The following is a 25,904-nucleotide window of genomic DNA, read 5'->3' as shown; positions in this document are numbered from 1 at the left end:
CACCGCGGGTCAGAACCGGTACTGCTCGTCGAAGCCGTTCCCCTGCTCCTGCTGCCGGCCGTCACCGTGGTAGGGGTACGGCTGCTCGGGCGGGAGTTCGCCGCCGAAGGGGTCGTCGGTGGTGCGCTGCTGCGGGACCCAGACCCCGCCGTTCGGCGTCTCGCCGTAGCCGCCGGCGCCGTACTGCTCCTGTCCGTAGCCCTGCTGGCCGTACTGCTGCTGGCCGTAGCCGCCGTCGTAGGAGCCGCCGTCGTAGGTCTGGGTGCCGATGTACGGGTCGGAGTAGGCGGCGTACTGCTGCTGGCCCGAGGTGTCGTAGCCGTACTGCTGCTGGCCGTAGCCGGAGTAACCGTCGTAGCCGTAGCCCTGGTCGGCGCCCTGGGCGGCGGTGGCGTACTGGTCCTGGGGCTGGCCGGCGGCCGCGTACGCGGAGTCGCCGTACACGCCGTAGGAGCCGGTGTCGTCGGGCATGGGCTGCGGCTCGTAGACGGCGGTGGTCTCGGCGTCCGCGGGGGCGGCGGCGCGGGCCGTGGGCGTGAAGACGTCGTCGCGGTCGTCGTCGTAGGCGTCCCCGTCCCGGCCGTACGACACGCTGTCCCCGGTGAACGCCTCCGGGGCGTCCGGGTGGCCGCCGTCGCCGGCCTCCAGGTCGGAGACCTCGAGGGTCGGGTCCTGGCGCCCGGCCTTGCCGCGGCCGCGCTTGAGGGCGTCGGCGCCGGGGCGGCTGACGGCCCAACCCGCCGCGAAGCCGCGGCGGAACGACAGCGTGACGAAGGTCTGGCCGACCGCGAAGGCGGCCGCGCCCAGACCGATGACGACGACGGACGGCATCAGCACGCCCAGCACGACGCCGACGAAGCCGGCGAACGCCAGCAGACGCCAGCGCAGCCGCGCCTTGTACTGCAGCAGCACCTCGCCGAGCAGCCACAGCGCGACGATGCCGAACGCGATGTAGAGGACCGTCCAGCCCATGTACGCCCCTCTCCCAGTGGCCGCTCCGCAGTGTGTCGTACGTGGATGCGACCGGTCTAGGCCCGCGGCGGGTGGTGCAGGCCCAGGTTCTCGTAGATTTCCAGCGTCGCCGTGGAGTTGTTGAGCGTGATGAAGTGCAGTCCGGGCACTCCCTCGGCGAGCAGCCGTGCGCAGAACTCCGTGGCGAAGTCGATGCCAATGGAGCGTACAGCGGCCGGATCGTCTTTCGCTGTGAGGATCCGCTCTTTCAGGGCCGCCGGGAAGCGGGCGTTGCTCAACTTGGGCAGCCGCTCCAGCATTTTCACGCTCGTCACCGGCAGGACCTCGGGGATGACCGGGGTCGCGCAGCCGGCCGCCTCCACCCGGTCGCGCAGGCGCAGGTACGAGTCGGGCTGGAAGAACATCTGCGTGATGGCGTAGTCGGCGCCGGCCCGGCACTTGTCGACGAAGTGCCGCACGTCCGTGTCCCAGTCGTCGGAGCGCGGGTGCATCTCGGGGAACGCGGCGACGCCGACGCAGAAGTCGCCCGACTCCTTGATGAGCCGGACGAGTTCGGCGGCGTAGGTGAGGCCCTGGGCGTGCGGCACCCACTCGCCCATGGGGTCGCCGGGCGGGTCGCCGCGCACGGCGAGCATGTTGCGGATCCCCGCGTCGGCGTACTGGCCGATGATGTTGCGCAGTTCGGCGATGGAGTGGTCGACGGCCGTGAGGTGGGCGACCGGGGTGAGGGTGGTGTCGGCGACGATCTGCTGCGTCTCCTTGACCGTGGTGGCCCGGGTGGAACCGCCGGCGCCGTAGGTCACGGAGACGAAGTCCGGACTCACCGCCTCGACCCTGCGGAGGGCGTTCCACAGGCTCCGCTCACCCTGGGGGGTCTTCGGCGCGTAGAACTCGAACGAGTACGTCGTCTTGCCGGTGGACAGCATGTCGCGCACGGTGCGTGCGCGATCGGTCCTGGTGGATGCGGTTCCGAGGGCCATACCCGCAGGTTAGCCAGGGGGCGGCGGTCCCCCAACCGGATCTCGGATATTTGCCCGAATTGTCGGCTTGTTGTCCACCCCTTGGACAACCCCGGCACCAGCCGGCCGGACTCCGGTCGGGGCGGGGCCCGCGCCCGGCCCGGCCCCGGCCGGGCTCACGCCTGGCGCAGCCGCTTCGCGAACTCGGCCGCGGCGGTCCCGGGGTCGTCCGCCTCCGTGATCGCCCGGACGACCACGACCCGGCGGGCGCCCGCCGCCAGCACCTCGTCGAGGTTGCCGAGATCGATGCCGCCGATGGCGAACCAGGGGCGGCCGGTGCCGAGCGCGGCCGTGTGACGGACCAGGCCGAGGCCGGGGGCCGGACGGCCGGGCTTGGTGGGGGTGGGCCAGCAGGGGCCGGTGCAGAAGTAGTCCACGCCCTCCTGGACGGCCGCGGCCGCCGCTTCCGCCTCGGTGTGGGTGGAGCGGCCGATCAGGACGTCGTCACCGAGCAGGGCCCGGGCCGCGGGGACCGGCAGGTCCCCCTGGCCGAGGTGGAGGACGTCGGAGCCGGCGGCGTGGGCCACGTCCGCGCGGTCGTTGACCGCCAGCAGCCTGCCGTGGCGGGCGCAGGCGTCGGCGAACACCCTCAGGTGCTCCAGTTCCTCGGCCGCCTCCATGCCCTTGTCGCGCAGCTGGACGATGTCGACGCCTGCCGCGAGGACCGCGTCCAGGAAGTCGGGGAGGTCGCCCTGGCGCTTGCGGGCGTCCGTGCAGAGGTAGAGGCGGGCGTCGGCGAGGCGGGCGCGGGCGGTGTCGGGCATGCGTGGGTCCCCCCGGGGCGGTGCCGTACGGCCGCGGCGACGCGCGCCGCGGCCGTACGGCGGGTGGTCGTTCGACGGCTGCGGATCAGACGGCGAGCGCCTGGGCGCGGCGCTTCACCTCCGTGCCGCGATTCTCGCTCAGGGCCTGGGCCGGGGTGCCCGGCAGGCTCGGGTCGGGGGTGAAGAGCCACTCGATCATCTCTTCGACCGTGAAGCCGTCGTCCCGCAGCAGCGTCAGGGTGCCGACCAGGCCCTTGACGACCTTGTCCCCGTCGATGAAGGCGGCGGGGACGTGCAGCGCGCGGTTCTCGCCACGGCGCACGGCGATCAGCTGGCCCTCCTTGACCAGCTGCCGGACACGTGTCACGTCCACGCCGAGCTGCTCGGCGATGTCGGGCACGGTGAGCCAGGCGGGGACGAGAGCATCGATCTTTGCGTCAATCTCGGTCACGGGAACAAGCCTGCCATCTGCCACCGACAGTCGGAAGCCGGGTGGCTCCGGCGGGGCCGGTCGGCAAGCCGTTCGCCCGGTCAGGCCGTCGCCGCCTTCAGCGGCCGGGCCGGGTCCGCGAGCAGCCGCGGGTCCATCGGCGTGCCGGCCTCGATCAGCCGGCGCCCCTGGGCGAGGTCGCGGGGGCGGCCCACCGCCAGCAGGGCCACCAGACGGTCCTCCCGCAGCCAGCAGACCGTCCAGGCGGGCCCGGCCGGGTCGCCGCGCCACAGGGCGGTGTCGGCACCGGTGTGGTGGCCGGCGTACTGGACGAAGCGGCCGAACTGCTCGGACCAGAAGTACGGGACCGGGTCGTAGACCGACAGGGGCTCCCCGGTGGCCTCGGCGAGGATGTTCGCGGCGACCGTGCGCGGGCCCTGGAGCGCGTTGTCCCAGTGGTGGACGAGGAGCCGCTCGCCGTACCTCCCCGAGGGGAAGGACGCGCAGTCGCCGACCGCGTACACGTCCGGGACGGAGGTGCGCAGGTGGGCGTCGGCCACGACCTCGCCGTGCCCGCCGAGCCCGACGCCGGAGCCGGTCAGCCAGCCGGTGGCGGGCCGAGCGCCGATGCCGACCACGACGGCGTCGGCGGACAGCCGCGAGCCGTCGTCGAGGACGACCGCGCCGGGCTCGACGCGCCGCACGCGCGCGTGGGTGCGCAGCGTGGTGCCGCTGTCGGCGTACCAGGCGGTCATCGGGTCGGCGACCTCGGCGGGCAGGGCGCCGGCCAGCGGCCGGTCGGCGGCCTCCACGACGGTGACCGCGCAGCCCGCCTCCCGGGCGGCCGTGGCGAACTCCGCGCCGATCCACCCGGCGCCGACGACCACGATGTCGTGCCGCCGGGCGAGCACGGGCCGCAGCCGTTCGGCGTCGTCCAGGGTGCGCAGCAGGTGGACGCCGGGCACACCCTCGGCGCCGGGCAGCCGGACGGGCTCGGCGCCGGTGGCGAGGACGAGGACGTCGTACGGGACGGGCCCGGCCCCGGTGTCCAGTTCGTGGCCGGCGGGGCGGACGCCGAGGGCCTCGGTACCCAGGCGCAGTTCGATGCCGAGGCCCTCGAAGTCGACGTCGAAGGCGGAGTCCTCCGCCTTGCCGAGCAGGACGGCCTTGGACAGCGGCGGCCGGTCGTAGGGCTGGTGGGGTTCGGCGCCGATGAGGGTCACCCGGCCGGTGAAGCCCTGCTCGCGCAGCGCGACCGCGGTCTGCACCCCGGCCATGCCCGCGCCGACGACGACCACGCGCCGCTCGGGCGACCTGTCTTCTTCCCGCGTCTGCTCGCTCACCTGATCACCTTAGACAACTGACGGTCCGTCAGTCAGCGGTCGTGCTCCGTGACCTGCTCCACGACGCTCGTCCCGTTACCCTGCTGCGACTCCCACTCCCACGTCTCGTCGAGGCGCACCCGGCCGTCGGGCAGTTCCACGACCGTCGAGACGCAGTGCCCGCTCGACGTGGTCCCGTCGTGCTTGAGCTGGACGTACCGGAAGTCGAGCCGGTCCCCCTCCCGTCTGCCCACCAGGTGCCCGCGTACGACGTCGCCCCCCGCGTAGTCGGCCCAGATCACACCGTCGCGCTCGTGGTAGGTGAAGCGGGTGCGGGTGCCGACCTGGCCGGGGGCCTGGTCGGCGACGGGGGCGAGGACGAGGCCGTCGAGGGATCTGCGGGGCACGGCGTCCTCCTTCGTCCGGGGCCGGTCGTCGGAGGCGGGCGGGCGGGGCACGGGCGGAGGCTCCCTTACTGAGTCGTACGGGGTCGGGCTAGGGTGGCCACCGTAGAGCACTCGCGGGAGCCCGGACGCACCGGGCTGAGAGGGAGGCTGGCGGCCTCCGACCGTACGAACCTGATCCGGGTCATGCCGGCGAAGGGAGGGGCTGGACGCCCATGTCCTCACCAACCTCGGACGTCCTCGTCGTGGGGGGCGGCATCATCGGGCTCGTCACGGCGTGGCGGGCCGCGCAGCGCGGGTTCGCCACGGCCGTGGTGGACCCCGCGCCGGGCGGCGGGGCCGCGCAGGTCGCGGCCGGGATGCTGGCCGCCGTCACCGAGCTGCACCACGGCGAGCAGACCCTGCTCGGCCTGAACCTCGCGTCGGCCCGCCGCTACCCGGACTTCGCGGCCGAGCTGACCGAGCTCACCGGCCACGACCTCGGCTACCGCCGCTCCGGCACGCTGGCGGTCGCGCTGGACGCCGACGACCGCGCCCATCTGCGGGAGCTGCACGCGCTGCAGCGGCGGTCGGGGCTGGAGTCGGAGTGGCTGTCCGGCCGGGACTGCCGGCGGCTCGAGCCGATGCTCGCGCCGGGGGTGCGCGGCGGGCTGCGGGTGGACGGCGACCACCGGATCGATCCGCGGCGGCTGGCGGCAGCGCTGGTGGCCGCCTGCGAGCGGACGGGCGTGGTCTTCCACCGGACGTGGGCCGAGCGGCTGTCCGTGGTGGCCGGCCGGGCCGCCGGGGTCCTCACGCGCGCGGGTGCGTCGTTGGGCGCGGACCAGGTGGTCCTGGCGGCGGGCAGCCTCAGCGGGCGGCTCGCGGGCGTGCCGGACGAGGTGCTGCCGCCCGTGCGGCCGGTGAAGGGGCAGGTGCTGCGGCTGACCGTGCCGGAGCGGTACGCGCCGTTCCTGAGCCGGACGGTACGGGCCGTGGTGCGCGGCAGCCAGGTGTACCTGGTGCCGCGGGAGAACGGCGAGCTGGTCGTCGGGGCGACCAGCGAGGAGCTGGGCTGGGACACGACGGTGACCGCCGGGGGCGTGTACGAGCTGCTGCGGGACGCGCACGAACTGGTCCCCGGGATCACCGAGCTGCCGCTGACGGAGACGCGCGCGGGCCTGCGCCCCGGGTCCCCGGACAACGCCCCGCTGCTCGGGCCGACCGGGCTGGAGGGGCTGCTGCTCGCCACCGGGCACTACCGCAACGGCGTGCTGCTCACGCCGGTGACCGGTGACGCGCTGGCGCACGCCCTGGTCACCGGGGAACTCCCCGACGAGGCCCGTCCCTTCACGCCCCGGCGCTTCGGCGCCGCCGCACTCTCGGAGCAGCCCGCATGAACATCTCCGTCAACGGCGAACGGCGCGAGGTCGCGCCCGGTACGGCTCTCGACAGCGTCGTGCGGTCCCTGACGCCGGCGCCCTCCGGGGTGGCCGCGGCGCTCAACGAGACCGTCGTCCCGCGCGCGCGGTGGTCCGCCACGCCCCTGTGCGAGGGAGACCGCGTGGAAGTCCTCACGGCCGTCCAGGGAGGCTGAGCCATGGCCGACGATCCCTTCGTCCTCGGCGGTACGGCCTTCTCGTCCCGTCTGATCATGGGCACGGGCGGGGCGCCCAGCCTGGAGGTGCTGGAGCGGGCGCTGGTCGCCTCCGGGACCGAGCTGACGACCGTCGCGATGCGCCGGGTGGACCCCTCGGTGCACGGCTCGGTCCTGTCGGTCCTGGACCGGCTCGGCATCCGCGTCCTGCCGAACACCGCGGGGTGCTTCACGGCCGGGGAGGCGGTGCTGACGGCCCGGCTGGCGCGCGAGGCGCTCGGGACCGACCTGGTCAAGCTGGAGGTCATCGCCGACGAGCGGACGCTGCTGCCGGACCCGGTCGAACTGCTCGACGCCGCGGAGACGCTGGTCGACGACGGGTTCACGGTGCTGCCGTACACGAACGACGACCCGGTGCTGGCGCGCAGGCTGGAGGACGTGGGGTGCGCGGCGGTGATGCCGCTGGGGTCGCCGATCGGGTCGGGGCTCGGGATCCGCAACCCGCACAACTTCCAGCTGATCGTCGAGCAGGCGGGCGTGCCGGTGATCCTGGACGCGGGGGCGGGTACGGCGTCGGACGCGGCGCTGGCGATGGAGCTGGGGTGCGCGGGGGTGATGCTGGCGTCGGCGGTGACGCGGGCGGCGGATCCCGAGCGGATGGCGCTGGCCATGCGGGCCGGCGTCGAGGCGGGACGGCTGGCCCGGCTGGCGGGCCGGATCCCCCGCCGCTACTTCGCCGAGGCGTCGTCTCCCCCGGAGGGCCTGGCCGTGCTGGACCCGGAGCGCCCCGCGTTCTGAACGCGGGGGAGGCGCCGCCGGCGGGTGCCGCCGCGCCCTCCCCCGCACCGCCTCCGTCGCCGACGTCACAGCTCCGCTGCAGTCGTGCTCCGACGGAGGCGGAAGGGGTGGGGGTGCCGGTGCGGGCTCGTACACTCGCGTGCGTGGACACGACCCTTCAGGACCCTCTGGTCGGGCGGACGCTCGACGGGCGTTATCGCGTGGACGCGCGGATCGCGGTCGGCGGGATGGCCACGGTCTACCGGGCCGTGGACACCCGCCTCGACCGGATCCTCGCGCTCAAGGTGATGCACCCGACGCTCGCGACGGACGCCTCCTTCGTCGAGCGCTTCATCCGGGAGGCGAAGTCGGTCGCCCGCCTGGACCACCCGAACGTCGTCCAGGTGTTCGACCAGGGGGCCGACGGGTCGTACGTGTACCTGGCCATGGAGTACATCGCCGGCTGCACCCTGCGCGACGTGCTGCGCGAGCGGGGGGCGCTGCAGCCGCGGGCCGCGCTGGACATCCTGGAGCCGGTGCTCGCCGCCCTCGGGGCCGCGCACCGGGCGGGGTTCGTGCACCGGGACATGAAGCCCGAGAACGTGCTGATAGGGGACGACGGACGGGTCAAGGTCGCCGACTTCGGGCTCGTGCGGTCCGTGGACACCGTCACCAGCACCACCGGCGCCGTCCTCGGCACCGTGTCGTACCTCGCGCCCGAGCAGGTCGAGCAGGGCACCACCGACGCGCGCGTGGACGTGTACGCGTGCGGGGTCGTGCTCTACGAGATGCTCACCGGCGAGAAGCCGCACGACGGGGACTCCCCCGCCGTCGTGCTCTACAAGCACCTCCACGAGGACGTGCCGCCGCCCTCGGCGGTCGTGCCCGGTCTGGCGTACGAGCTGGACGAGCTGGTCGCCTCGGCCACCGCCCGCACCCCGGACGTCCGGCCGCACGACGCGGTGGCGCTGCTGGGGCAGGTCCGGGAGGCGCGCGGCGCGCTCGCCGAGGAGCAGCTGGACGCGCTGCCGCCGCAGGCCCGTTCCGCGGGGCACGACAACGCCGAGGACCGCACGAGTGTGATCCCGCGCTCGCTGACCGTGCCCCGGCCGCTGCCGGTGAACGAGGACGAGGAGGACCGGGACGCCGGCGCCTTCCACCGGACCTCCCGGTTCGCGGCGGAGCCGGCGCCGCCGCCCCGGCGCCGGGTGGGAGCGCCCCGTCGCGGACTGCTCGCGCTCGTCACCGCCGTCCTGCTGGTGCTCGGCGTGGGCGCGGGCGTCTGGTACATCAACTCCGGGCAGTTCACCAAGGTCCCGGCGGTGCTGACGCAGACCGAGGCGCGGGCCGAGCAGCGGCTGGAGGCGGCCGGGCTCGAGGTCGGCTCGGTCGAGCACCGGTACAGCGACACCGTCGCGCGCGGCTCGGTCATCACCACCGACCCGGAGCCGGGCGCCCGCATCCGCAAGAACGACGCCGTGACCCTCGTCGTCTCCGACGGCCCGGAGACCGTGAAGGTGCCGTACCTGAAGGGCACCCGGCTGGCCGAGGCCAAGAAGCAGCTGAAGGAGGACGGCCTGGAGCCGGGCCTGGTCACGCAGGCCTTCAGCGAGGACGTCGCCAAGGGCGCCGTGATCAGCAGCGACCCCGAGGCGGGTACCGAGCGCCGTGCGGGCACCGCGGTCGCCCTCGTCGTCAGCAAGGGCCGTCCGGTCGACGTCCCGGACGTCACCGGTGAGGACCTGGCCGACGCCAGGGCCGAGCTCCAGGAGGCCGGCCTGAAGGTGAAGGTCGCCACCGAGGAGGTCAACTCCGAGTACGACAAGGGTCAGGTCGCCGCCCAGTCGCCGAGGGCCGACCAGCGGGCCGCCGAGGGCGACACGGTGACGCTGACCGTGTCGAAGGGCCCGGAGATGGTCGAGGTCCCGGACGTGGTGGGCGCGAGCGTCGGCGACGCGAAGAAGCTGCTGGAGGGGGCCGGTTTCGAGGTCGACGAGGACCGGGGGCTGCTGGGGCTGTTCGGCGACACGGTGAAGAGCCAGTCCGTGGAGGCGGGCGACACGGCGCCCAAGGGGTCGACGATCACGATCACCATCCGCTGACCGGGGATCCGGGCGCCCGGGCCCTGCCGGCGCCGGGCACTCCCGGTGGCCGGCCCCGCCGGTGCCGGGCACTCCTCGGGGCATGACACCCTGAACGGGTGAGTCACCAGCACCCCTTCCCCTCCCGCAACCCCGTCGGCGGCCATGTCCCCGTGGCCGGCGGACTGCACTCCGTGGGACTGTCGTACGCCCGCGACCTCGGGGCCGAGACGGTCCAGGTCTTCGTCGCCAACCCGCGCGGCTGGGCCACCCCCGCCGGGAACCCGCGGCAGGACGAACTGTTCCGGGAGACGTGCGCGGCGCGGTCGGTCCCGGCGTACGTGCACGCGCCGTACCTGATCAACTTCGGTTCGCACACCGAGGCGACCGTCGAGAGGTCGGTGGAGTCGCTGCGGCACTCGCTGCGCCGCGGCCGGGAGATCGGCGCGCTGGGCGTGGTCGTCCACACCGGGAGCGCGACGGGCGGTCGGGAGCGGTCCGTCGCCCTGAAGCAGGTCCGGGAGCACCTGCTGCCGCTGCTGGACGAACTGACCCACGACGACGACCCGTACCTGCTGCTGGAGTCCACCGCCGGCCAGGGCGCCTCGCTCTGCTCGCGGACCTGGGACTTCGGGCCGTACTTCGAGGCGCTGGACGCCCATCCGAAGCTCGGCGTCTGCCTCGACACCTGCCACGTCTTCGCGGCCGGCCACGACCTGACCGGCCCCGACGGCATGCACCGGACCCTCGACCTGCTGGTGGACACGGTCGGGGAGGGCCGGCTGAAGCTGATCCACGCCAACGACTCCAAGGACGTGGCGGGCGCGCACAAGGACCGGCACGAGAACATCGGCGCCGGTCACATAGGCGAGGACCCGTTCCGCGCCCTGATGACCCACCCGGCGACCGCCGGCGTCCCGCTGGTCATCGAGACGCCCGGCGGCAAGGAAGGACACGCGGCGGACGTGGAACGCCTGAAGAAGCTGCGGGACGGCTGAGACGCGTCGGTCCTCGCCCTGGAGGACTCTCCGGAGCGGGTCAGAGTTCCGGTCCGTCCCCCGGTTCCTCCTGGTAGGAGTAGCGCTGCTCCCTCCACGGGTCGCCGATGTTGTGGTAGCCGCGCTCCTCCCAGAAGCCGCGCCGGTCGGCGGTCATGTACTCGACCCCGCGGACCCACTTCGGGCCCTTCCAGGCGTACAGGTGGGGGACGACCAGGCGGAGGGGGAAGCCGTGTTCCGCCGTGAGGAGTTCGCCGTCCTTGTGGGTGGCGAAGAGGGTGCGCTCGGAGGAGAAGTCCGACAGGCGCAGGTTGGAGCTGAATCCGTACTCGGCCCACACCATCACATGGGTGACGTCGTCCGCGGGCGGCGCGATCTCCAGGATGGTCCGGGCGGGGATCCCGCCCCACTCGGCGCCCAGCATGCTGAACTTCGTCACGCAGTGCAGATCGGCCACGACGGTGGTGTACGGGAGGGCCGTGAACTCCTCGTGGTTCCAGCAGTACTTCTCGCCGTCGGCGGTGGCGCCGAAGACCCTGAACTCCCAGCGTTCCGGCCGGAACTTGGGGACCGGGCCGTAGTGCGTGACGGGCCAGCCCCGCTGCAGTCGCTGCCCCGGCGGAAGCTCGGACGCTGCTGTTTCTCCTGTTTCTCGCTCCACCGGATGACCCATGACTCCATCCTGACAGACCCGGAGCGGTGCGGATGACCAGGCCTGTCCAGAATCGGACAACTCTCATCAAGTATGGACCAACTTACTAAGTACGCACTTACTGGAAGATCTTCGGCGCCGGTGACATCATGCGGCGGCAGCCTCCCCGAACCCCCACGTGGAAGGAGCCTCTGCGATGCAGGGCGACCCCGAGGTCATCGAGTTCCTGAACGAGCAGCTCACCGGCGAGCTCACCGCCATCAACCAGTACTTCCTCCACGCCAAGATGCAGGAGAACTTCGGCTGGACGAAGCTCGCGAAGTACACGCGGCACGAGTCGTTCGACGAGATGAGGCACGCGGAGGTCCTCACCGACCGGATCCTGCTCCTGGAGGGCCTGCCGAACTACCAGCGGCTGTTCCACGTGCGGGTCGGCCAGACCGTCAGGGAGATGTTCGAGGCCGACCGCCAGGTCGAGGTCGAGGCCATCGACCGCCTCAGGCGGGGCATCAAGGTGATGCGCGAGAAGGGCGACATCACGTCCGCGAACATCTTCGAGTCGATCCTCGCGGACGAGGAGCACCACATCGACTACCTCGACACCCAGCTGGAGCTGCTGGAGAAGCTCGGCGAGGCGCTGTACCTCGCGCAGGTGATCGAGCAGCCGGAGAGCTGACGACCACGGCCCCCGGAAGGGCGCCCGGGCCGTCGTGGGAGGACTAGGCGGCTTCGTCCAGCCCGGCCGGGTCGGCGAGCTCCGACAGCATCGGCTCGCCCCGGTCGGCCAGCTCACGGCGCGGGCAGGAGCCCCGGCCGAGAATGGCCTGGATGCGACGGACGCAGGACCCGCAGTCCGTGCCGGCCTTGCAGGCCGAGGCTATCTGGCGGGGCGTGCAAGCGCCGTTCTCCGCATGTTGCTTGACCTGCGCTTCGGTCACACCGAAGCAGCTGCAGACGAACACGCGGTTCACCTCCCGACGGGAACATGGACGGCGCCGAACCGACGTGGCGAGATCCCGCTGTTCGGTGAGGCAAACCTAACCTTACCCGGCGGTCGGAGGACGCAAAAGTGCCGAAGGGCGCGGATCGCATGTGATCCGCGCCCCAGTGCACGCCCTGCGGCAGGTGGGCCCTTACTGGTCCCGGTACATCTCGGCCACGAGGAAGGCCAGGTCGAGCGACTGGCTGCGGTTCAGCCGCGGGTCGCAGGCCGTCTCGTAGCGCTGGTGCAGGTCGTCGACGAAGATCTCGTCGCCGCCGCCCACGCACTCGGTGACGTCGTCACCGGTGAGCTCGACGTGGATGCCGCCCGGGTGGGTGCCGAGGGCCTTGTGGACCTCGAAGAAGCCCTTGACCTCGTCGAGCACGTCGTCGAAGCGGCGGGTCTTGTGACCGGAGGCGGCCTCGAAGGTGTTGCCGTGCATCGGGTCGGTCACCCAGGCCACGGTCGCGCCCGAGGCGGTGACCTTCTCGACCAGCTCGGGCAGCTTGTCGCGGACCTTGTCGGCGCCCATGCGGACGATGAAGGTCAGCCGGCCCGGCTCGCGCTCGGGGTCGAGGCGCTCGATGTACTGCAGCGCGTCCTCGGCCGTCGTCGTCGGGCCGAGCTTGATGCCGATCGGGTTGCGGATCTTCGACGCGAACTCGATGTGCGCGTGGTCCAGCTGGCGGGTGCGCTCGCCGATCCACACCATGTGCCCCGACACGTCGTACAGCTGCCCGGTGCGCGAGTCGACACGGGTGAGCGCCGACTCGTAGTCGAGCAGCAGCGCCTCGTGCGAGGAGTAGAACTCGACCGTCTTGAACTCCTCCGGGTCGGCCCCGCAGGCGTGCATGAAGTTCAGCGCGTTGTCGATCTCGCGGGCGAGCTGCTCGTAGCGCTGGCCGGACGGGGACGACTTCACGAAGTCCTGGTTCCAGGCGTGGACCTGGCGCAGGTCGGCGTAGCCGCCGGTGGTGAACGCGCGCACCAGGTTCAGCGTGGAGGCGGAGGCGTGGTACATCCGCTTCAGCCGCTCCGGGTCCGGGACGCGGGCGGCCTCGGTGAAGTCGAAGCCGTTGACGGAGTCGCCGCGGTAGGTCGGCAGCGTCACGCCGTCGCGGGTCTCGGTCGGCTTGGAGCGCGGCTTGGAGTACTGGCCGGCGATCCGGCCGACCTTCACGACCGGCACGGACGCGGCGTACGTGAGCACGGCGCCCATCTGGAGCAGCGTCTTCAGCTTCGCCCGGATGTGCTCGGCGGACACCGCGTCGAAGGACTCGGCGCAGTCACCGCCCTGGAGCAGAAACGCCTCACCTCGCGCAACGGCTGCCATACGCGCGCGCAGCTGGTCGCACTCGCCGGCGAACACCAGCGGGGGATACGTTTCGAGCTCGGCGATCACATCGCGCAGAGCCTCGGCATCCGGGTACTCGGGCTGCTGCGCCGCGGGCAGGTTTCGCCAGGTCGCCTGAGCGGCGACGCTTCGAGAATCAGCGTTCACGGTCACGCGCTCCACACTACGCGGTCGCATCGGCCGTCTCCCCCCGGCGCTCAACAAATGAGACGAGGGCCGCTCCGCCCGGCCGGGGAACACCACGGGCGACGACGCGGGGCCGCAGACGTCACGCGTCACATCGTGTACCGTGCCTGCCATGTTCGCGCACTCGACCCAGAACTGGTGGTGGCCCGCTTCTCCGGCGGCCCACTGACTGCGCGTACGCACAGACTTCGCGAAGGCCGCCCGAGGGGCGGCCTTCGGTGTTTCCCGGGGTCGTTCCTCACGCTCATGACAGCGACGAGACGAGGGACACCCCCATGGACCTGGCACAGCTCCCGCACGACGACCGCCCCTTCGCCCTGCTGCGCCGCCGCACGCCGGGCCACGATCACGACGTGGTCGAGCTGCTGATCGGCCCGGTCGGCACCCGTGACCGCCTGGCCGACCTGCCCGACGAGTGCCTGGCGGTCGTCCCCTTCCGGCAGATCCGCGAGCGCGGCTTCGACGTCCGCGACGACGGCACCCCGCTGCTGGTGCTGACGCCCGAGGAGCGGTACGGGATCCCGCTCGCCGAGGCCCTCGACCGGCTCCCCGCGCACGGCGTCCGGGTGGAGGGCGGCGGCTTCGACGTCGGCGACGAGGAGTACGCGCGGATCGTCGGGCGGGTCCTCGACGAGGAGATCGGGCGGGGCGAGGGCGCCAACTTCGTGCTCCGGCGGACGTACGAGGGGGAGATCCCCGGGTTCGGGCGGGCCGACGCCCTGAGTCTCTTCCGGCGCCTCCTCGAGGGCGAGCGGGGCGCGTACTGGACGTTCGTCGTCCACACGGGTGAGCGCACGCTGGTCGGGGCCAGCCCCGAGGTGCACGTGCGGGCGTCCGGCGGGACGGTCGTGATGAACCCGATCAGCGGCACCTACCGCTATCCGGCCGGGGGGCCCACCCCGGAGCACCTGCTGGACTTCCTCGCCGACGGCAAGGAGATCGAGGAGCTGTCGATGGTCGTCGACGAGGAGCTCAAGATGATGTGCACCGTCGGCGACATGGGCGGGGTGGTGATCGGGCCCCGGCTGAAGGAGATGGCGCACCTCGCGCACACCGAGTACGAGCTGCGCGGCCGGTCCTCGCTGGACGTGCGCGACGTGCTGCGGGAGACGATGTTCGCGGCGACCGTCACCGGGTCGCCGGTGCAGAACGCCTGCCGGGTGATCGAGCGGCACGAGACCGGCGGGCGCGGTTACTACGCGGGCGCGCTGGCCCTCGTCGGCCGCGACGAGGGAGGCGCCCAGACGCTGGACTCCCCCATCCTGATCCGTACCGCCGACATCGACGCGGCCGGGCGGCTGCGGGTGCCGGTCGGGGCCACGCTGGTGCGCGGCTCGGACCCGGCGGGCGAGGTCGCGGAGACCCACGCCAAGGCGGCCGGGGTGCTGGCCGCGCTGGGGGTGCGTCCCGGGCGGCCGCGCGACGAGTCCGTACGGCCGGGGCTGGCCGGCGATCCCCGGGTGCGGGCCGCGCTGGACGGGCGGCGGGCCGCGCTGGCGCCGTTCTGGCTGCGGATGCAGGAGCGGTCGCCGGAGCTGAGCGGGCACGCCCTCGTGGTCGACGGCGAGGACACCTTCACGGCGATGCTGGCGCACGTGCTGCGGTCGGGCGGGCTGGAGGTGTCGGTCCGGCGGTACGACGAGCCGGGGCTGCGGGAGGCGGTGCTCGCGCACGAGGGCCCGGTGGTCCTGGGCCCCGGTCCCGGTGACCCGTCCGATCCGGCCGACCCCAAGATGGCGTTCCTGCGGGACCTGACCGCGCGGGTGATCCGGGAGCACCGGCACGGGGTGCTGGGCGTCTGCCTCGGGCACGAGCTGATCGCGGCGGAGCTGGGACTGGACATCGTCCGCAAGGAGGTGCCGTACCAGGGGGCGCAGACGGTGATCGACCTGTTCGGGCGGCCGGAGACCGTCGGCTTCTACAACAGCTTCGTGGCGCGGTGCGACGACGGCGCCCTGACGGAGCTGGCGGCGCACGGGGTCGAGGTGAGCCGGGCCGCGAACGGCGAGGTGCACGCCCTGCGCGGGCCCGGGTTCGCGGGCGTGCAGTTCCACCCGGAGTCGGTGCTCACCCTGGACGGGGCGGCCGTGGTGCGCGAGCTGATCGGCGGCCTGCGGACCGCCGGGACGTTCTCCGGCCGGCGGCCGGCGCTGTAGTCCCGGACGGTCCCCACCGCGGCGCCGCCCGGGGCCGCGGCCCGGGCCCGTCCGGCGGACCGGGCCGCCGAGCGGGGGGAGGCGACAGGCGCTTCCCTCCGCTCGGCGGCCACCCTGCCGGCGGGGCCGTGACCGCGGGGTGTCACGCGTCGTCGAGGCCGCGCTCGATCGCGTACCGGACGAGTTCCACGCGGTTGTGCAGCTGGAGCTTGCCGAGCGTGTTCTGGACGTGGTTCTGCACCGTGCGGTGGGAGATCACGAGGCGCTCGGCGATCTGCTTGTAGCTCAGCCCCTTGGCGACCAGGCGCAGCACCTCGGTCTCCCGGTCGGTCAGCCGGGGCGCGCCCGGCTCGTCGGTGCCGGCGGTGGGCGCGGGCTCGGAGGCGAGCCGGCGGTACTCGCCGAGGACCAGGCCCGCGAGGCCCGGGGTGAACACCGCGTCGCCGACGGCCGTGCGCCGCACCGCGTCCAGCAGTTCCTCCGTGGAGGCCGACTTCAGCAGGTAGCCGGTCGCGCCGGACTTCACCGCCTCCAGGACGTCGGCGTGCTCGCCGCTCGCGGAGAGGACCAGGACGCGCACCGCGGGGTTCGCGGCGACGACCTCCTTGCAGACCTGGACGCCCGGCTTGACGGGCAGGTTCAGGTCCAGGACCAGCACATCGGGCGTGGTGGCCCTGGCACGGCGCACGGCCTGCTCGCCGTCGCCCGCGGTGGCCACCACCTCGCAGCCGGACTCGGCGAGGTCCCGGGCGACGGCGTCGCGCCACATGGGGTGGTCGTCGACCACCATGACCCTGACCGGGCCGCCCGTTCCCGTCGTGCCCTGTTCTTCGCTCATCGTGCGCCTGCCTTCCCCCGTGGGTCCTTCGTGTCCTTCTTCGGCACGGTCAGTTCGACCTCCGTGCCCTGCCCCGGCGTCGAGATCAGCTCGGCGCTGCCGCCGAGGTCGCGCAGCCGGCCCCGGATCGACAGGGCGACCCCGAGCCGTCCCTCGCCCTCGGCCTGCGCGAGCCGTCCCTCCGGGATGCCCGGTCCGTCGTCCCGTACGGTCACGATCACCGCGTCGGGCTCGTCCTCGACCAGGATCCAGGCGCGGGCGCTCTCCCCCGCGTGCCGGCGCACGTTGTCCAGCGCGGCCCCGACGGCCGCGGCCAGCTCCCGTGCGGCGGGCGGCGCCAGCAGCACCGGCGCGCCGGGCTCGGCGAGGCCGACCCGGGCGGCGGCGTAGGGCGCGAGCAGCGAGCGCAGGTCCACGGGGCCGTCGTCGTCCGCGCCGTCCCCGTCGTCCCCGGACACCTCCACCGCGCGCACGACGGCGCCCGCGGCCTCGTCCTCCGACACCCGGGAGACGGGCACGAGCCCGCCGGAGACCAGGGTGCGCAGGGCCACCTCCTGCTCACCGGCCATGCGGCCCAGCTCGGCCGCCTCACCGCCGATGACCGCGCCCCTGCGCTGCACCATGGCCAGCACCTGCAGGACGCTGTCGTGGATGTCCCGGGCGAGGCGCTCCCGCTCCCGGGTGGCGGCCTCGATCTCCAGGGCGCGGGCCAGGGTGCGCTCGGAGGCGCGGGCGACCTCGACGACGTAGCCGATCGCGATGGAGGCGACCCAGACGAGGATCACGTTGTGGACGGTGTCGCGGGTGGGGGCGCCGCGTTCGATCAGGTTGGCGACGGCGACCGGCGTGGAGGCGAAGGCCGCCCAGCGCCAGCCGCCCTTGAGGGCGAAGGCCAGCACGGAACCGGCGGTCCATATCGACGGCAGGGTGGGGCCGCCGGCCAGGATGTGCTGCTCGTTCACGGCCAGGGGGGTGAGGACGATGCCGGTCAGCGCGACGGCGAGGTCGACGGCGAGGAAGCGCCCGGTGCACGCGGCCGCGTTCTGCACGCGGGGCAGGGTGGCGAGCGTCCAGCCGCACAGGACGACGTAGTAGGCGATGGCGAGGCCGGGCCGGTCGTAGTCGTCGTAGACGGAGACGAACAGGCCGACCGCGTACAGCATGGTCAGCACCCGGTAGGCGGTGAGCGCACGCCACAGCGGCTGCTCGACCGACATCCGCATGACTTTCTCGCGTCTGGCCATGTGCCCCCCTCGTCCCCGCCGTTCGGCCCGTGCCCCCTGCACCGCCCCGGCCCGGAATGCCGTGTCCGGAGGTCTAGGACTCCGGCCTCTCGGCCTTCTCCTTCTCCGCCTGGTCCTTCTCCGCCTGCGCGAGGGCCGCCTTCGCCGCCTTCGCCGCTTCCTTCTCCGCCTTCGCCGCCTCCGCGATCTGCCGCTTGGCTGCGGTCGCGTACATGTCGACGTACTCCTGGCCGGAGAGCTTCATGATCTCGTACATGACCTCGTCGGTCACGGCGCGCAGGACGAAGCGGTCGTGCTCCATGCCGTGGTAGCGGCTGAAGTCCAGCGGCTTCCCGATGCGGATGCCGGGGCGCATCACCTTCGGCATCACCTGGCCGGGCGGCTGGATCTTCTCGGTGTCGATCATGGCGACCGGGAGCACCGGCGCGCCGGTGGCGAGCGCCACGCGCGCGAGGCCGCCGGGCTTGCCGCGGTAGAGCCGGCCGTCGGGCGAGCGGGTGCCCTCCGGGTAGATGCCGAACAGCTCACCGCGCTCCAGCACCTCTATGCCGCTCCTGATGGCGGCCTCGCCCGCGCCGCGCGCGCCGGAGCGGTCCACCGGGAGCTGGCCCACGCCCTTGAAGAAGGCCGCCGTCATCCTGCCCTTCACGCCGGGCGTGGTGAAGTACTCGGCCTTGGCGATGAAGGTGACCTTGCGGTCGAGGACCGCGGGCAGGAAGAACGAGTCCGAGAAGGACAGGTGGTTGCTCGCCAGGATCGCGGGGCCCTCGGCGGGAACGTTCTCCAGGCCCTCCACCCAGGGCCTGAAGATCATCTTCAGTGGCCCCCCGATGGAAAGCTTCATCGCGCCGTACAACAACCGAGTGCCTCCTGTGTCTGTGGATCAGACCTTAACCCGGAGCGCCGCCGAAGACTCCGACGACCCTGGTCGGTGTCAGTGCGGTCGCGTACGGTGAACCACACGTCCCTCCTCATCACGACCAGACGACGACAGGAGACGGAAGGTGCCGGTCCTGCCCGGAGCCGAGCCGTACCGCCATGACGGCGGGGAGGTCGGGGTCCTCCTCTGCCACGGCTTCACCGGCTCCCCCCAGTCGCTGCGCCCCTGGGCACGGTACCTGGCCGGGCACGGCCTGACGGTCTCGCTGCCGCTGCTGCCGGGCCACGGCACGCGCTGGGAGGACATGGCGCTCACCCGCTGGCCCGACTGGTACGGGGAGGTGGACCGCGGGCTGCGTCTGCTGCGCGAGCGCTGCGCGCGGGTGTTCGTGGCCGGCCTCTCCCTGGGCGGCGCCCTGGCGCTGCGGCTCGCCGCGAAGCACGGCGACGGGGTGGAGGGGGTCGTGGTCGTCAACCCGGCCGCCGAGGTGCACGGCCTGTCCGCGTACGTCCTTCCCGTGGCCCGCCACCTCGTGCGGACGTCGAAGGGGATCCGCGGCGACATCGCGAAGGAGGGCGTCCTGGAGACCGGGTACGACCGGGTGCCGCTGCACGCGGCGCACTCCCTGCGGACCTTCCTGCGCCTGGTCGACGGAGAGCTGCCGCAGGTCACGCAGCCGCTGCTGCTCCTGCGCAGTGTGCGGGACCATGTGGTGCCGGCCGCCGACCCGGCCCGGATCCTGGGCCGGGTGTCGTCGACGGACGTGACCGAGATCCTGTTGGAACAGAGCTATCACGTGGCGACGTTGGACCACGACGCGGACCGGATCTTCGAGGAGAGTCTCGCGTTCATCGGCCGGCTCGCACCCAGTGTCGGCAAGGAAGGGACGACAGCAGGTGGCTGAGCACGACTCCGACCGCGAGGACCGCGAGGACCGCGAGGACCGCGAGCGGCACGAACAGGGCGGGAACCTCGACGGGGGCCGTGACCGCGAGCCGGAGGCGGCGGGCGTGCCCTTCGACGAGGAGGCCGCGTGGGCGGCGATCGTCGCGGGCTACGGGGAGGAACCGGCCGATCCGCCGGGCGCCAAACCGTTCAAGTCGATCGAGGACCTGGCGCTACTCGAGGCCGAGCCGAACGAGGACGCCTCCGGTCCCGGGGCCGGAGGCGGTGGTGAGGAGTCCGGGGACGACAGGAAGCCGTTGAAGCCGCTGGGCAGTTCCGTCTCCTTCGCGCCCGGTGTCGGCCCGCGCGACTACAGCGTCGCCGAGCCGTCCGGGACGGACGGGGACGGGGACGGGGACGGGGACGACGAGGGCCACTTCGTCCCGCCCGAGCCGCCGCCCCTGCCCGAGGCCGACACGACGGCCAAGTTCGCCTGGCTCGGGGTGGTCGGCGGCCCGCTGCTGCTCCTGCTGTCGGTCCTGCTCCGCTGGGACATGACCTGGTGGCTGGCGACCGTCGGCATCGGCGGCTTCCTCGGCGGCTTCGCCACGCTGGTGGCCCGGATGCGACCGGACGACGAGGACGACGGCGACCCGGGACGGGGAGCGGTGGTCTGACACCCGCACGGGGCCGGCGGGCGGTGGCCGGCGCGAGGGGGCCGGCGGGCGGTGGGTCGGTTCTGTGCGGGGGCGGTGCGCCGCGGGGCTTCTAGGTGCTCGGGATCCTGAGGGCGGCCAGGACCGGGAGGTGGTCCGTGGCCGCCCTCAGGTCGCCGTCCGCGATGCCGGGGAGGCCGAGGGGCACCCCGCAGCCGAGCACCTCCACGCCCTTCGTCGCGAAGATCGCGTCGATACGGCGGTCCGGCCGGTCCTGCGGGAAGGTGTTCTCGCCGCCCCAGGGCGCCACCGCCCGGCAGTCCTGGAGGCCGGCGCTCAGCCGGGCGAAGGTGCGTCCGCCGGGCCGCTCGTTGAGGTCGCCGCCCGCGACGGCGTGCTCCACGCCCATCCCGGCGAGCCGGTCGAGCAGCAGGCCGGCCTGCTCGTGCCGCTCGCCCTCGTCGAGGCTGAGGTGGCAGCTCAGGACACCGAGGCGGGCGCCCGCGAAGCGGACGACGGCGGTGGCGAAACCGCGTCGGTGGTGTCCGGGGACGAGCGGCAGCAGGACGTCCTCGGTGCGCTCGACGGTGGCCCGCAGGGAGCACAGGACGGCCGGGCCCGCGGCCGTCCCTCCACCGGTGAGGATCACCTGCCCGGACTCGGCCGCGAGCCGGGCGAGCTTCTTGCGCCAGCGGAAGAAGCGCGGGGCCTCCTGGACGAGGACCAGGTCGGGGGCGGCGGCGGTGACGACCCGGGCGAGAGCGGCGGTGTCGTCGCGCATCGAGCGGATGTTGTAGCTGAGGACGCGGACGACCGCCGAACCGTCGGGCTCGGTGCGGGAACCGTCGAGCGGCGGGAACGTCACCATGGCGTCACGATACGGGGGTGCCGGCTCGTTCGCGGCACGTACACGGGCGCCGTGCGCCGGCTGCCGGACACGTCGTGGTCGCGCGCCGCTCCCCGCGCCCCCGGAGGGGCGCGGAGACCGCACGCGCTCGTCACATGATCGGGTCGGGCTCCCTGGCCAGGTCGGCCGCGCCGACCAGACCCGCCTTGTTGCCGAGCTGGGCGGCGATCACGTCGGCGACGGGGCGCCAGTTCCCGCCGACCAGCCAGCGCTTGTACGACTTGCGGATCGGGTCCAGGACCAGGTCGCCCTCGTCGGACAGGCCGCCGCCGACGATGAACGCGGACGGGTCGAAGAGCGAGGCGAGGTCGGCGAGACCGGCACCGGCCCAGCGGGCGAGCTCGCGGTAGGAGTCGACGGCGACCGGGTCGCCCTGGCGGGCGGCCATGGAGATGTGCTTGCCCTCGATGCCGTCGGGGGTGCCGTCACCGAGGGCAAGCAGCACCTCGGCGCGCTCGGGGGTGGCGTTGGCGCGCTGCTTGGCGTAGCGCACGAGGGCGCGGCCGGAGGCGTACTGCTCCCAGCAGCCCTGCGAGCCGCAGCCGCACAGCAGGCCGTCCGGCACCATGCGGATGTGGCCGAACTCGGCGGCCACGCCGAAGTGACCGCGGCGCAGCTTGTTGCCGATGATGATGCCGCCGCCGAGGCCGGTGCCGAGCGTGATGCAGATGACGTTGCGGTGGCCCTTGCCGGCGCCGAACCTGTACTCGCCCCACGCCGCCGCGTTGGCGTCGTTCTCGACGACGACCGGGAGGTGGACGCGTGCTTCGACCTTTTCCTTCAGCGGTTCGTTGCGCCAGTCGATGTTGGGCGCGAAGTAGACGGTGGAGCGCTGCCGGTTGACGTATCCGGCCGCGCCGATGCCCACACCGACGATGTCGTGCCCGGCACGCGCGCCCTCCACCGCCGAGGCGATGGCGTCCACGATGGCCTCGGGCGTGGTGGGGGTCGGCACCTTGAAGGTCGAGAGGATGTTGCCTTCCTCGTCGACCACGCCGGCCGCGATCTTCGTGCCGCCGATGTCGACGCCGATGGTGAGTCCCATGAATCCCTCAGTTCCGGTCGAGCCCCGCTACGGCCAACCGTACCCGAGGCCCTGCCGTCGGGGTCCCGTCGTCCGCCCGCCGGACGGACCCGGCGGCGGGCGGAGGCGGGTGGGGGAGGGCGCCGTCAGTCCAGGTCGATGCGCTGGCCGGGGCCGGTGCCCTCGTCGCCCTCGTCGGGATCCTCGCGCGGATCGTGCGTGCGGGCCGTCCAGCGCCGCTCCTGGTGCTGGACGGCGGAGCGGTACGCGGCGAGCAGTTCGCCGCCCGCGGCGGCCAGGTGGTCGAAGACGTCCGGGTTGCGCTCGATGACGGGTTCCACGGCGGCCCTGGCCTGCTGGACGACCTGCCGCACCACCTGCTGGGCGGCGGGCCCGGCGACCGCGCCGAGCAGCGGGGACTGCAGGCCGGACAGCTTGTCGGCGACGCTGTCGACGAGCTTGCGCAGCTCCTCGGCCGCGGAGCCCGGCGGCGGGCCGTGCTGCGCGCGCCGGCGGGCCTTCTCCGCCTCCAGGTCCTCGGCACAGGCGGTGGCCCAGGCGTCGGCGTCGCTGACGCGCGGCTCTCCGGCGACCGCCTCCTGCTCTCCCCCGCGCTCGGCTTCGCTCGAGCGGGGGGACCCCCACGCGTCGGACGGGGGGAGCTCTTCGCTCATGACGGACTCCTGACTACGGCTCGTCCCTACGACGTTACCCGAACGGCGGAACGGCGCTCACCGGGTGCGCGGCCACAGCGCGGGATCCGGCGCGAACCGGACGCGCAGTTCGCCGTCGCGCAGGGCGGCGCCGTCCACGGTGCAGCGGCGCAGCGCGGAGGGCAGCGGAACGATCCGGCGGAACGGTCCCGCGGTGACGACGAGTTCGTCGCCGCGCCGGATCAGGTCGAGGTCGTCGCGCAGGGCGCCGGGCAGGGGGACGTGCCACACGAGCACGCCGTCGTCGGCCAGCCGGTCGGCCACGGGCCACTCGACGGCGGGGGCGGCCGGGCCGACGCCCGGGACGGCGAGGGCGGTGAGGTCGTCCTCGCCGCGGGGGTCCCGGCCGAGGTGCGCGACGGTGTGCGCGTCGCCCCACTCCCCCAGGAACTTCCGCTGCTGGGTCACGAGCCGGGCGAGGAGACCGCCGTCGGCGGCGTCCTGCGGCAGGACGCGGTTGGCGACGAGGGACTCGACGGGCAGACCGCGCAGGGCGAGGCCGAGGCGGGCGTCGCGCACGGCGTCGTCACCGGCCGGCCCCGGCTCGGCGACGAGCCGTACGGCGGTCCGCCGGTCGGCGAGGACGGCCTCCACGGCGGCCAGCTCCCCGTCCCAGCGGGCGGACGTCTCGTACAGCCACTCGGCGGGCAGGGGGACGCCGGCGAGGCGCCCGAGGACGGGACGCAGGGCGCGGGCGGCCTGCCGCTCCGGGGGCAGGAGACGGCGCAGGTAGCGGCGGAGTTCCTCGGGGAGGGCGAGGAGGGCGAGGGCCTGCGGGGTGGGGGGCAGGTCGACGACGAGGAGGTCGTGGGACTCGGCGAGCGCGGCGTCGCGCAGGGCGCGCAGCAGGGTCAGTTCCTCCGCGCCGGGGAGCGGGGTGACCTCCTCCGGGTCCAGCCGGGAGGCGCCGAGCAGGTCGAGGACGGTGGAGGCGCGGTCCTGGAAGCCGGCCAGGTCGTCCTGGAAACCGGCGGTGGCGTCGGGCCGCCACACGGTGAGCCGGGGGGTGACCCGGACCGGGCGGGCGCCCGTCCGCACCCCCAGTGCGGCCCCCAGGGTGTCGGCGCGGTCGGCGCCGAGCAGGAGCGTCTTGACGCCCGCACCGGCGGCCCCGAGGGCGGTGGCCGCGGCGATGGTGGTACGGCCGCTGCCGCCGGGGCCGGTGATCAGGAGGGTGCGCATGAGGGTGAACGGTAACGGACGCGGAGGTCGCCCCCGGCGCGCACGGCGGCCGTGGACCGGCGCGGGCGGACGGGTCGCGCCCCGGCGCGTACGGGGGTGCCGTCCGCGCCCGCCCGTGCCGCCCCGGCCTGCGCGCCTGCCCCCCGGCCGGACGGCTTCGCCTACCGCTCCGACTCCACCCGCTTCTTCAGGCCCGCCAGCGCCCGGTCGATGATGACCTTCTCGGCCTTGCGCTTGATCATGCCGAGCATCGGGATCTTGACGTCGACGGTGAGCCGGTAGGTGACCTCGGTGGCGCCGGCCCCCGCCGGCTCCAGGCGGTAGGAGCCGTCCAGCGACCGCAGCATCTGGGACTTCACCAGGGTCCAGGAGACCTCGTTCTCGCCGGTCCAGGTGTACCCCAGGACCTGGTCGTCCTTGATCGCGCCCGCGTCCATGACGAGCCGCACCTGCTCGGCGCGGCCGGCCGGGTCGGTCGAGAGGACCTCCGCCTGCTTCACCTCACCGGTCCAGTCCGGGTAGCGGGCGAAGTCGGCGATGACCGCCATGACGTCGGCCGGTGCCGCCTCGATCGTGATGCTCGAGCTGGTGTGTTCCGCCATCGCCGTGGCTCCTCCAGATGCGGGCCGGTAGGGAAGGGGGTCCCCGTGCGCGGGCGTGCGCACGTGTGTGCAGCGTGAAGGCTACCGCGCGGCCGGCCCGCCTCCTTCACCCGCGTCGGGGCGCGGCCCTCACCACTCCAGCGCCCACGGCCTGCCGGTCCCCGCGAAGTGCCCCACGTTCACGCATTCGGTCGCCCCGATCCGCATCCGCCGCACCAGCGGCTGGTGGACGTGGCCGAAGAGCGAGTAGCGGGGCCGGGTGCGGCGGATGGCGTCGAGCAGCGCCCGGCTGCCCCGCTCGAAGCGGCGCGCGACGGTGTCGTAGACGAGTTCCGGCACCTCCGGCGGGATGTGCGTGCACAGCACGTCCACCTCGCCCACCGCCTCGATCTTCGCCGCGTACTCCTCGTCGCCGATCTCGTACGGCGTGCGCATCGGTGTGCGCAGGCCCCCGCCGACGAAGCCGAAGACCCACCCGCCGATCTCCACGCGCTCCCCGTCCAGCACGGTCGTCCCGGGCCCGGCGAACTCCGGCCACAGCCGCGGCATGTCGACGTTGCCGTAGGTGGCGTACGTCGGCGTCGGGAACGCGGCGAACATCTCGGCGTACTGCTTGCGCACCGCCTGCTCCACGACCACCGCCCGGTCCTCGCCGATCCCCGCCCACAGCCGCGCCCCGAACGCGCGCGCCTCCTCGAAGCGGCGGGCCGTGCGCAGTTCCACGATCCGGTCGGCGTTCTCCACGCCGAAGAGGTCGGGGAAGATGCCGCGGGCGTGGTCGGCGTAGTCGAGGAAGAGGACGAGGTCACCCAGACAGATCAAGGCGTCCGCGCCCTCACCGGCCCGGGCCAGGCCGTGCGCGTTGCCGTGCACGTCGCTGACCACGTGGATGCGTGTCCTGCGGTTACCGGACGGTGTGGGTGCCATGGCGGTGAAGGGTAGGCGGGTGCGGCCCGGGTGGACAGTGCCGACCGGCCATACGGTTACTGGCCAGTCAGTAAGCGGATGAACTACTGTGCGCGAGAAGAAGCAATCTGTGTGACGCAGCGAACATCTCGCGGGGACCCCTGTCGAAGAAGCCATACCGGCGGGTAACGTCCGGCCAGTCCAGTCGTGCTCAGGATTTCAACCACCGAATACCTGAGTGCCCTCCCGAGCCTTGGACCGCACCGTCGCATCACACAACGTCGTGGCGCCGGCGCCCTATGAGGAGCAGCAGTCTTGCGCGAGTTCAGCCTTCCGGCTTTGTACGAGGTCCCTGCGGACGGCAATCTGACCGACATCGTCCGCAGAAACGCCG

Annotated in this window: 28 protein-coding genes and 1 riboswitch; of the genes, 10 read left to right on the top strand and 18 right to left on the bottom strand. The window is 73.4% G+C overall.

Annotated features, from left to right (window positions below; translation table 11 throughout):
• Positions 1–9 precede the first annotated feature (9 nt).
• The 6 genes from ACH4F6_RS34830 to ACH4F6_RS34805 all read right to left on the bottom strand — a co-directional run bounded on the left by ACH4F6_RS34830 (position 10) and on the right by ACH4F6_RS34805 (position 4,914).
• Positions 10–972 carry a hypothetical protein gene (locus ACH4F6_RS34830; protein ID WP_397964380.1) on the bottom strand — a complete coding sequence of 321 codons (963 nt, stop codon included), beginning with the start codon at positions 970–972 and terminating at the stop codon, positions 10–12.
• 56 nt (positions 973–1,028) lie between these two features.
• Positions 1,029–1,952: a methylenetetrahydrofolate reductase [NAD(P)H] gene (gene metF / locus ACH4F6_RS34825; protein ID WP_397964379.1), complete on the bottom strand. Its 924-nt coding sequence runs from the start codon at positions 1,950–1,952 to the stop codon at positions 1,029–1,031.
• Between the two features lie 155 nt (positions 1,953–2,107).
• Complete coding sequence (gene thiE / locus ACH4F6_RS34820; RefSeq protein ID WP_397964378.1) at positions 2,108–2,755, bottom strand: thiamine phosphate synthase; 648 nt, start codon at positions 2,753–2,755, stop codon at positions 2,108–2,110.
• A gap of 85 nt (positions 2,756–2,840) precedes the next feature.
• Complete coding sequence (locus tag ACH4F6_RS34815) at positions 2,841–3,206, bottom strand: Rv2175c family DNA-binding protein (RefSeq protein WP_397964377.1); 366 nt, start codon at positions 3,204–3,206, stop codon at positions 2,841–2,843.
• An 80-nt stretch (positions 3,207–3,286) separates the two neighbouring features.
• Positions 3,287–4,528, bottom strand: coding sequence for an NAD(P)/FAD-dependent oxidoreductase (locus tag ACH4F6_RS34810; protein ID WP_397964376.1), 1,242 nt, complete (start codon positions 4,526–4,528; stop codon positions 3,287–3,289).
• 32 nt (positions 4,529–4,560) lie between these two features.
• Positions 4,561–4,914, bottom strand: a complete 354-nt coding sequence (locus ACH4F6_RS34805; RefSeq protein WP_397964375.1) for a hypothetical protein — start codon at positions 4,912–4,914, stop codon at positions 4,561–4,563.
• A 103-nt stretch (positions 4,915–5,017) separates the two neighbouring features.
• A riboswitch (TPP riboswitch) is annotated at positions 5,018–5,129 on the top strand.
• On the opposite strand from ACH4F6_RS34805, the gene thiO reads away from it, so the two are divergent.
• From thiO to ACH4F6_RS34780, 5 genes are all read left to right on the top strand, one after another.
• A complete protein-coding gene (thiO, locus tag ACH4F6_RS34800; protein WP_397964374.1) occupies positions 5,127–6,290 on the top strand; it encodes a glycine oxidase ThiO in 1,164 nt (387 codons plus the stop codon). Its footprint overlaps the riboswitch before it by 3 nt.
• Entirely contained in the window at positions 6,287–6,487 is a 201-nt protein-coding gene (gene thiS / locus ACH4F6_RS34795; protein ID WP_397964373.1) for a sulfur carrier protein ThiS, read from the top strand. The genes thiO and thiS overlap by 4 nt, the downstream gene beginning before the upstream one ends.
• A gap of 3 nt (positions 6,488–6,490) precedes the next feature.
• Entirely contained in the window at positions 6,491–7,285 is a 795-nt protein-coding gene (locus ACH4F6_RS34790; RefSeq protein WP_397964372.1) for a thiazole synthase, read from the top strand.
• Between the two features lie 143 nt (positions 7,286–7,428).
• Positions 7,429–9,366: a Stk1 family PASTA domain-containing Ser/Thr kinase gene (gene pknB, locus ACH4F6_RS34785; RefSeq protein WP_397964371.1), complete on the top strand. Its 1,938-nt coding sequence runs from the start codon at positions 7,429–7,431 to the stop codon at positions 9,364–9,366.
• A gap of 98 nt (positions 9,367–9,464) precedes the next feature.
• Positions 9,465–10,343, top strand: coding sequence for a deoxyribonuclease IV (locus ACH4F6_RS34780; RefSeq protein ID WP_397964370.1), 879 nt, complete (start codon positions 9,465–9,467; stop codon positions 10,341–10,343).
• A gap of 40 nt (positions 10,344–10,383) precedes the next feature.
• On the opposite strand, the gene ACH4F6_RS34775 is transcribed toward ACH4F6_RS34780, so the two are convergent.
• Positions 10,384–11,016, bottom strand: a complete 633-nt coding sequence (locus ACH4F6_RS34775) for a sulfite oxidase-like oxidoreductase (RefSeq protein ID WP_397964369.1) — start codon at positions 11,014–11,016, stop codon at positions 10,384–10,386.
• Between the two features lie 175 nt (positions 11,017–11,191).
• Here ACH4F6_RS34775 and bfr point away from each other — a divergent pair, with 175 nt between their 5' ends.
• The gene (bfr, locus tag ACH4F6_RS34770) at positions 11,192–11,671 is read left to right on the top strand and encodes a bacterioferritin (RefSeq protein ID WP_397964368.1); all 480 of its coding nucleotides are present in this window, start codon (positions 11,192–11,194) and stop codon (positions 11,669–11,671) included.
• 43 nt (positions 11,672–11,714) lie between these two features.
• Here bfr and ACH4F6_RS34765 read toward each other — a convergent pair whose 3' ends face one another.
• Both ACH4F6_RS34765 and ACH4F6_RS34760 read right to left on the bottom strand, forming a co-directional pair.
• The gene (locus ACH4F6_RS34765) at positions 11,715–11,966 is read right to left on the bottom strand and encodes a bacterioferritin-associated ferredoxin (RefSeq protein ID WP_397964367.1); all 252 of its coding nucleotides are present in this window, start codon (positions 11,964–11,966) and stop codon (positions 11,715–11,717) included.
• A gap of 162 nt (positions 11,967–12,128) precedes the next feature.
• Positions 12,129–13,484, bottom strand: coding sequence for a class II 3-deoxy-7-phosphoheptulonate synthase (locus ACH4F6_RS34760; protein ID WP_397964366.1), 1,356 nt, complete (start codon positions 13,482–13,484; stop codon positions 12,129–12,131).
• A 145-nt stretch (positions 13,485–13,629) separates the two neighbouring features.
• On the opposite strand from ACH4F6_RS34760, the gene ACH4F6_RS34755 reads away from it, so the two are divergent.
• Together ACH4F6_RS34755 and ACH4F6_RS34750 are read left to right on the top strand one after the other, a co-directional pair.
• Complete coding sequence (locus ACH4F6_RS34755; RefSeq protein ID WP_107062014.1) at positions 13,630–13,686, top strand: trp operon leader peptide; 57 nt, start codon at positions 13,630–13,632, stop codon at positions 13,684–13,686.
• Positions 13,687–13,792: 106 nt separating this feature from the next.
• Entirely contained in the window at positions 13,793–15,673 is a 1,881-nt protein-coding gene (locus ACH4F6_RS34750) for an anthranilate synthase family protein (protein WP_397964365.1), read from the top strand.
• A 142-nt stretch (positions 15,674–15,815) separates the two neighbouring features.
• Here ACH4F6_RS34750 and ACH4F6_RS34745 read toward each other — a convergent pair whose 3' ends face one another.
• The 3 genes from ACH4F6_RS34745 to ACH4F6_RS34735 form a co-directional block, all read right to left on the bottom strand.
• Positions 15,816–16,511, bottom strand: a complete 696-nt coding sequence (locus tag ACH4F6_RS34745; protein WP_397964364.1) for a response regulator — start codon at positions 16,509–16,511, stop codon at positions 15,816–15,818.
• Entirely contained in the window at positions 16,508–17,755 is a 1,248-nt protein-coding gene (gene macS, locus ACH4F6_RS34740) for a MacS family sensor histidine kinase (protein WP_397964363.1), read from the bottom strand. Before macS ends, ACH4F6_RS34745 begins: the two co-directional genes overlap by 4 nt.
• 73 nt (positions 17,756–17,828) lie before the next feature.
• Complete coding sequence (locus ACH4F6_RS34735) at positions 17,829–18,599, bottom strand: lysophospholipid acyltransferase family protein (RefSeq protein WP_397964362.1); 771 nt, start codon at positions 18,597–18,599, stop codon at positions 17,829–17,831.
• A 160-nt stretch (positions 18,600–18,759) separates the two neighbouring features.
• Between ACH4F6_RS34735 and ACH4F6_RS34730 the strand changes: the two genes are divergently transcribed.
• Positions 18,760–19,539 (top strand): alpha/beta hydrolase, encoded by a 780-nt coding sequence (locus tag ACH4F6_RS34730; protein ID WP_397964361.1) that lies wholly within the window; start codon positions 18,760–18,762, stop codon positions 19,537–19,539.
• Entirely contained in the window at positions 19,532–20,197 is a 666-nt protein-coding gene (locus ACH4F6_RS34725) for a hypothetical protein (RefSeq protein ID WP_397964360.1), read from the top strand. The genes ACH4F6_RS34730 and ACH4F6_RS34725 overlap by 8 nt, the downstream gene beginning before the upstream one ends.
• A gap of 91 nt (positions 20,198–20,288) precedes the next feature.
• Here the strand turns inward: ACH4F6_RS34725 and ACH4F6_RS34720 are convergent, their stop codons facing one another.
• From ACH4F6_RS34720 to ACH4F6_RS34695, 6 genes are all read right to left on the bottom strand, one after another.
• Positions 20,289–21,044 carry an endonuclease/exonuclease/phosphatase family protein gene (locus tag ACH4F6_RS34720; protein ID WP_397964359.1) on the bottom strand — a complete coding sequence of 252 codons (756 nt, stop codon included), beginning with the start codon at positions 21,042–21,044 and terminating at the stop codon, positions 20,289–20,291.
• Positions 21,045–21,174: 130 nt separating this feature from the next.
• On the bottom strand, positions 21,175–22,128 hold the full coding sequence (locus tag ACH4F6_RS34715) for an ROK family glucokinase (RefSeq protein WP_397964358.1): 954 nt from the start codon (positions 22,126–22,128) through the stop codon (positions 21,175–21,177).
• 125 nt (positions 22,129–22,253) lie between these two features.
• Positions 22,254–22,781 (bottom strand): DUF5304 domain-containing protein, encoded by a 528-nt coding sequence (locus ACH4F6_RS34710; protein WP_397964357.1) that lies wholly within the window; start codon positions 22,779–22,781, stop codon positions 22,254–22,256.
• Positions 22,782–22,838: 57 nt separating this feature from the next.
• Positions 22,839–24,002 (bottom strand): ArsA family ATPase, encoded by a 1,164-nt coding sequence (locus ACH4F6_RS34705; protein ID WP_397964356.1) that lies wholly within the window; start codon positions 24,000–24,002, stop codon positions 22,839–22,841.
• Between the two features lie 161 nt (positions 24,003–24,163).
• Entirely contained in the window at positions 24,164–24,604 is a 441-nt protein-coding gene (locus ACH4F6_RS34700) for an SRPBCC family protein (RefSeq protein ID WP_397964355.1), read from the bottom strand.
• Positions 24,605–24,733: 129 nt separating this feature from the next.
• Positions 24,734–25,489, bottom strand: a complete 756-nt coding sequence (locus ACH4F6_RS34695) for a metallophosphoesterase (RefSeq protein ID WP_397964462.1) — start codon at positions 25,487–25,489, stop codon at positions 24,734–24,736.
• Between the last annotated feature and the right edge of the window lie 415 nt (positions 25,490–25,904).

This window comes from Streptomyces sp. NPDC017936, assembly GCF_044328485.1.
In the GTDB taxonomy this organism is placed as follows: Bacteria; Actinomycetota; Actinomycetes; order Streptomycetales; family Streptomycetaceae; genus Streptomyces.
This window is presented reverse-complemented; position numbering and strand designations above follow the sequence as displayed.

What these genes read in the sequence shown, in the direction of transcription:
- ACH4F6_RS34745 (WP_397964364.1), bottom strand. Translation starts at nt 16,511, where the DNA reads ATGAGCGAAGAACAGGGCACGACGGGAACGGGCGGCCCGGTCAGGGTC.
- ACH4F6_RS34750 (WP_397964365.1), top strand. Translation starts at nt 13,793, where the DNA reads ATGGACCTGGCACAGCTCCCGCACGACGACCGCCCCTTCGCCCTGCTG.
- ACH4F6_RS34700 (WP_397964355.1), bottom strand. Translation starts at nt 24,604, where the DNA reads ATGGCGGAACACACCAGCTCGAGCATCACGATCGAGGCGGCACCGGCC.
- bfr (WP_397964368.1), top strand. Translation starts at nt 11,192, where the DNA reads ATGCAGGGCGACCCCGAGGTCATCGAGTTCCTGAACGAGCAGCTCACC.
- ACH4F6_RS34775 (WP_397964369.1), bottom strand. Translation starts at nt 11,016, where the DNA reads ATGGGTCATCCGGTGGAGCGAGAAACAGGAGAAACAGCAGCGTCCGAG.
- macS (WP_397964363.1), bottom strand. Translation starts at nt 17,755, where the DNA reads ATGGCCAGACGCGAGAAAGTCATGCGGATGTCGGTCGAGCAGCCGCTG.
- ACH4F6_RS34830 (WP_397964380.1), bottom strand. Translation starts at nt 972, where the DNA reads ATGGGCTGGACGGTCCTCTACATCGCGTTCGGCATCGTCGCGCTGTGG.
- thiE (WP_397964378.1), bottom strand. Translation starts at nt 2,755, where the DNA reads ATGCCCGACACCGCCCGCGCCCGCCTCGCCGACGCCCGCCTCTACCTC.
- thiO (WP_397964374.1), top strand. Translation starts at nt 5,127, where the DNA reads ATGTCCTCACCAACCTCGGACGTCCTCGTCGTGGGGGGCGGCATCATC.
- ACH4F6_RS34790 (WP_397964372.1), top strand. Translation starts at nt 6,491, where the DNA reads ATGGCCGACGATCCCTTCGTCCTCGGCGGTACGGCCTTCTCGTCCCGT.
- ACH4F6_RS34715 (WP_397964358.1), bottom strand. Translation starts at nt 22,128, where the DNA reads ATGGGACTCACCATCGGCGTCGACATCGGCGGCACGAAGATCGCGGCC.
- metF (WP_397964379.1), bottom strand. Translation starts at nt 1,952, where the DNA reads ATGGCCCTCGGAACCGCATCCACCAGGACCGATCGCGCACGCACCGTG.
- ACH4F6_RS34710 (WP_397964357.1), bottom strand. Translation starts at nt 22,781, where the DNA reads ATGAGCGAAGAGCTCCCCCCGTCCGACGCGTGGGGGTCCCCCCGCTCG.
- thiS (WP_397964373.1), top strand. Translation starts at nt 6,287, where the DNA reads ATGAACATCTCCGTCAACGGCGAACGGCGCGAGGTCGCGCCCGGTACG.
- ACH4F6_RS34720 (WP_397964359.1), bottom strand. Translation starts at nt 21,044, where the DNA reads ATGGTGACGTTCCCGCCGCTCGACGGTTCCCGCACCGAGCCCGACGGT.
- ACH4F6_RS34735 (WP_397964362.1), bottom strand. Translation starts at nt 18,599, where the DNA reads ATGAAGCTTTCCATCGGGGGGCCACTGAAGATGATCTTCAGGCCCTGG.
- ACH4F6_RS34705 (WP_397964356.1), bottom strand. Translation starts at nt 24,002, where the DNA reads ATGCGCACCCTCCTGATCACCGGCCCCGGCGGCAGCGGCCGTACCACC.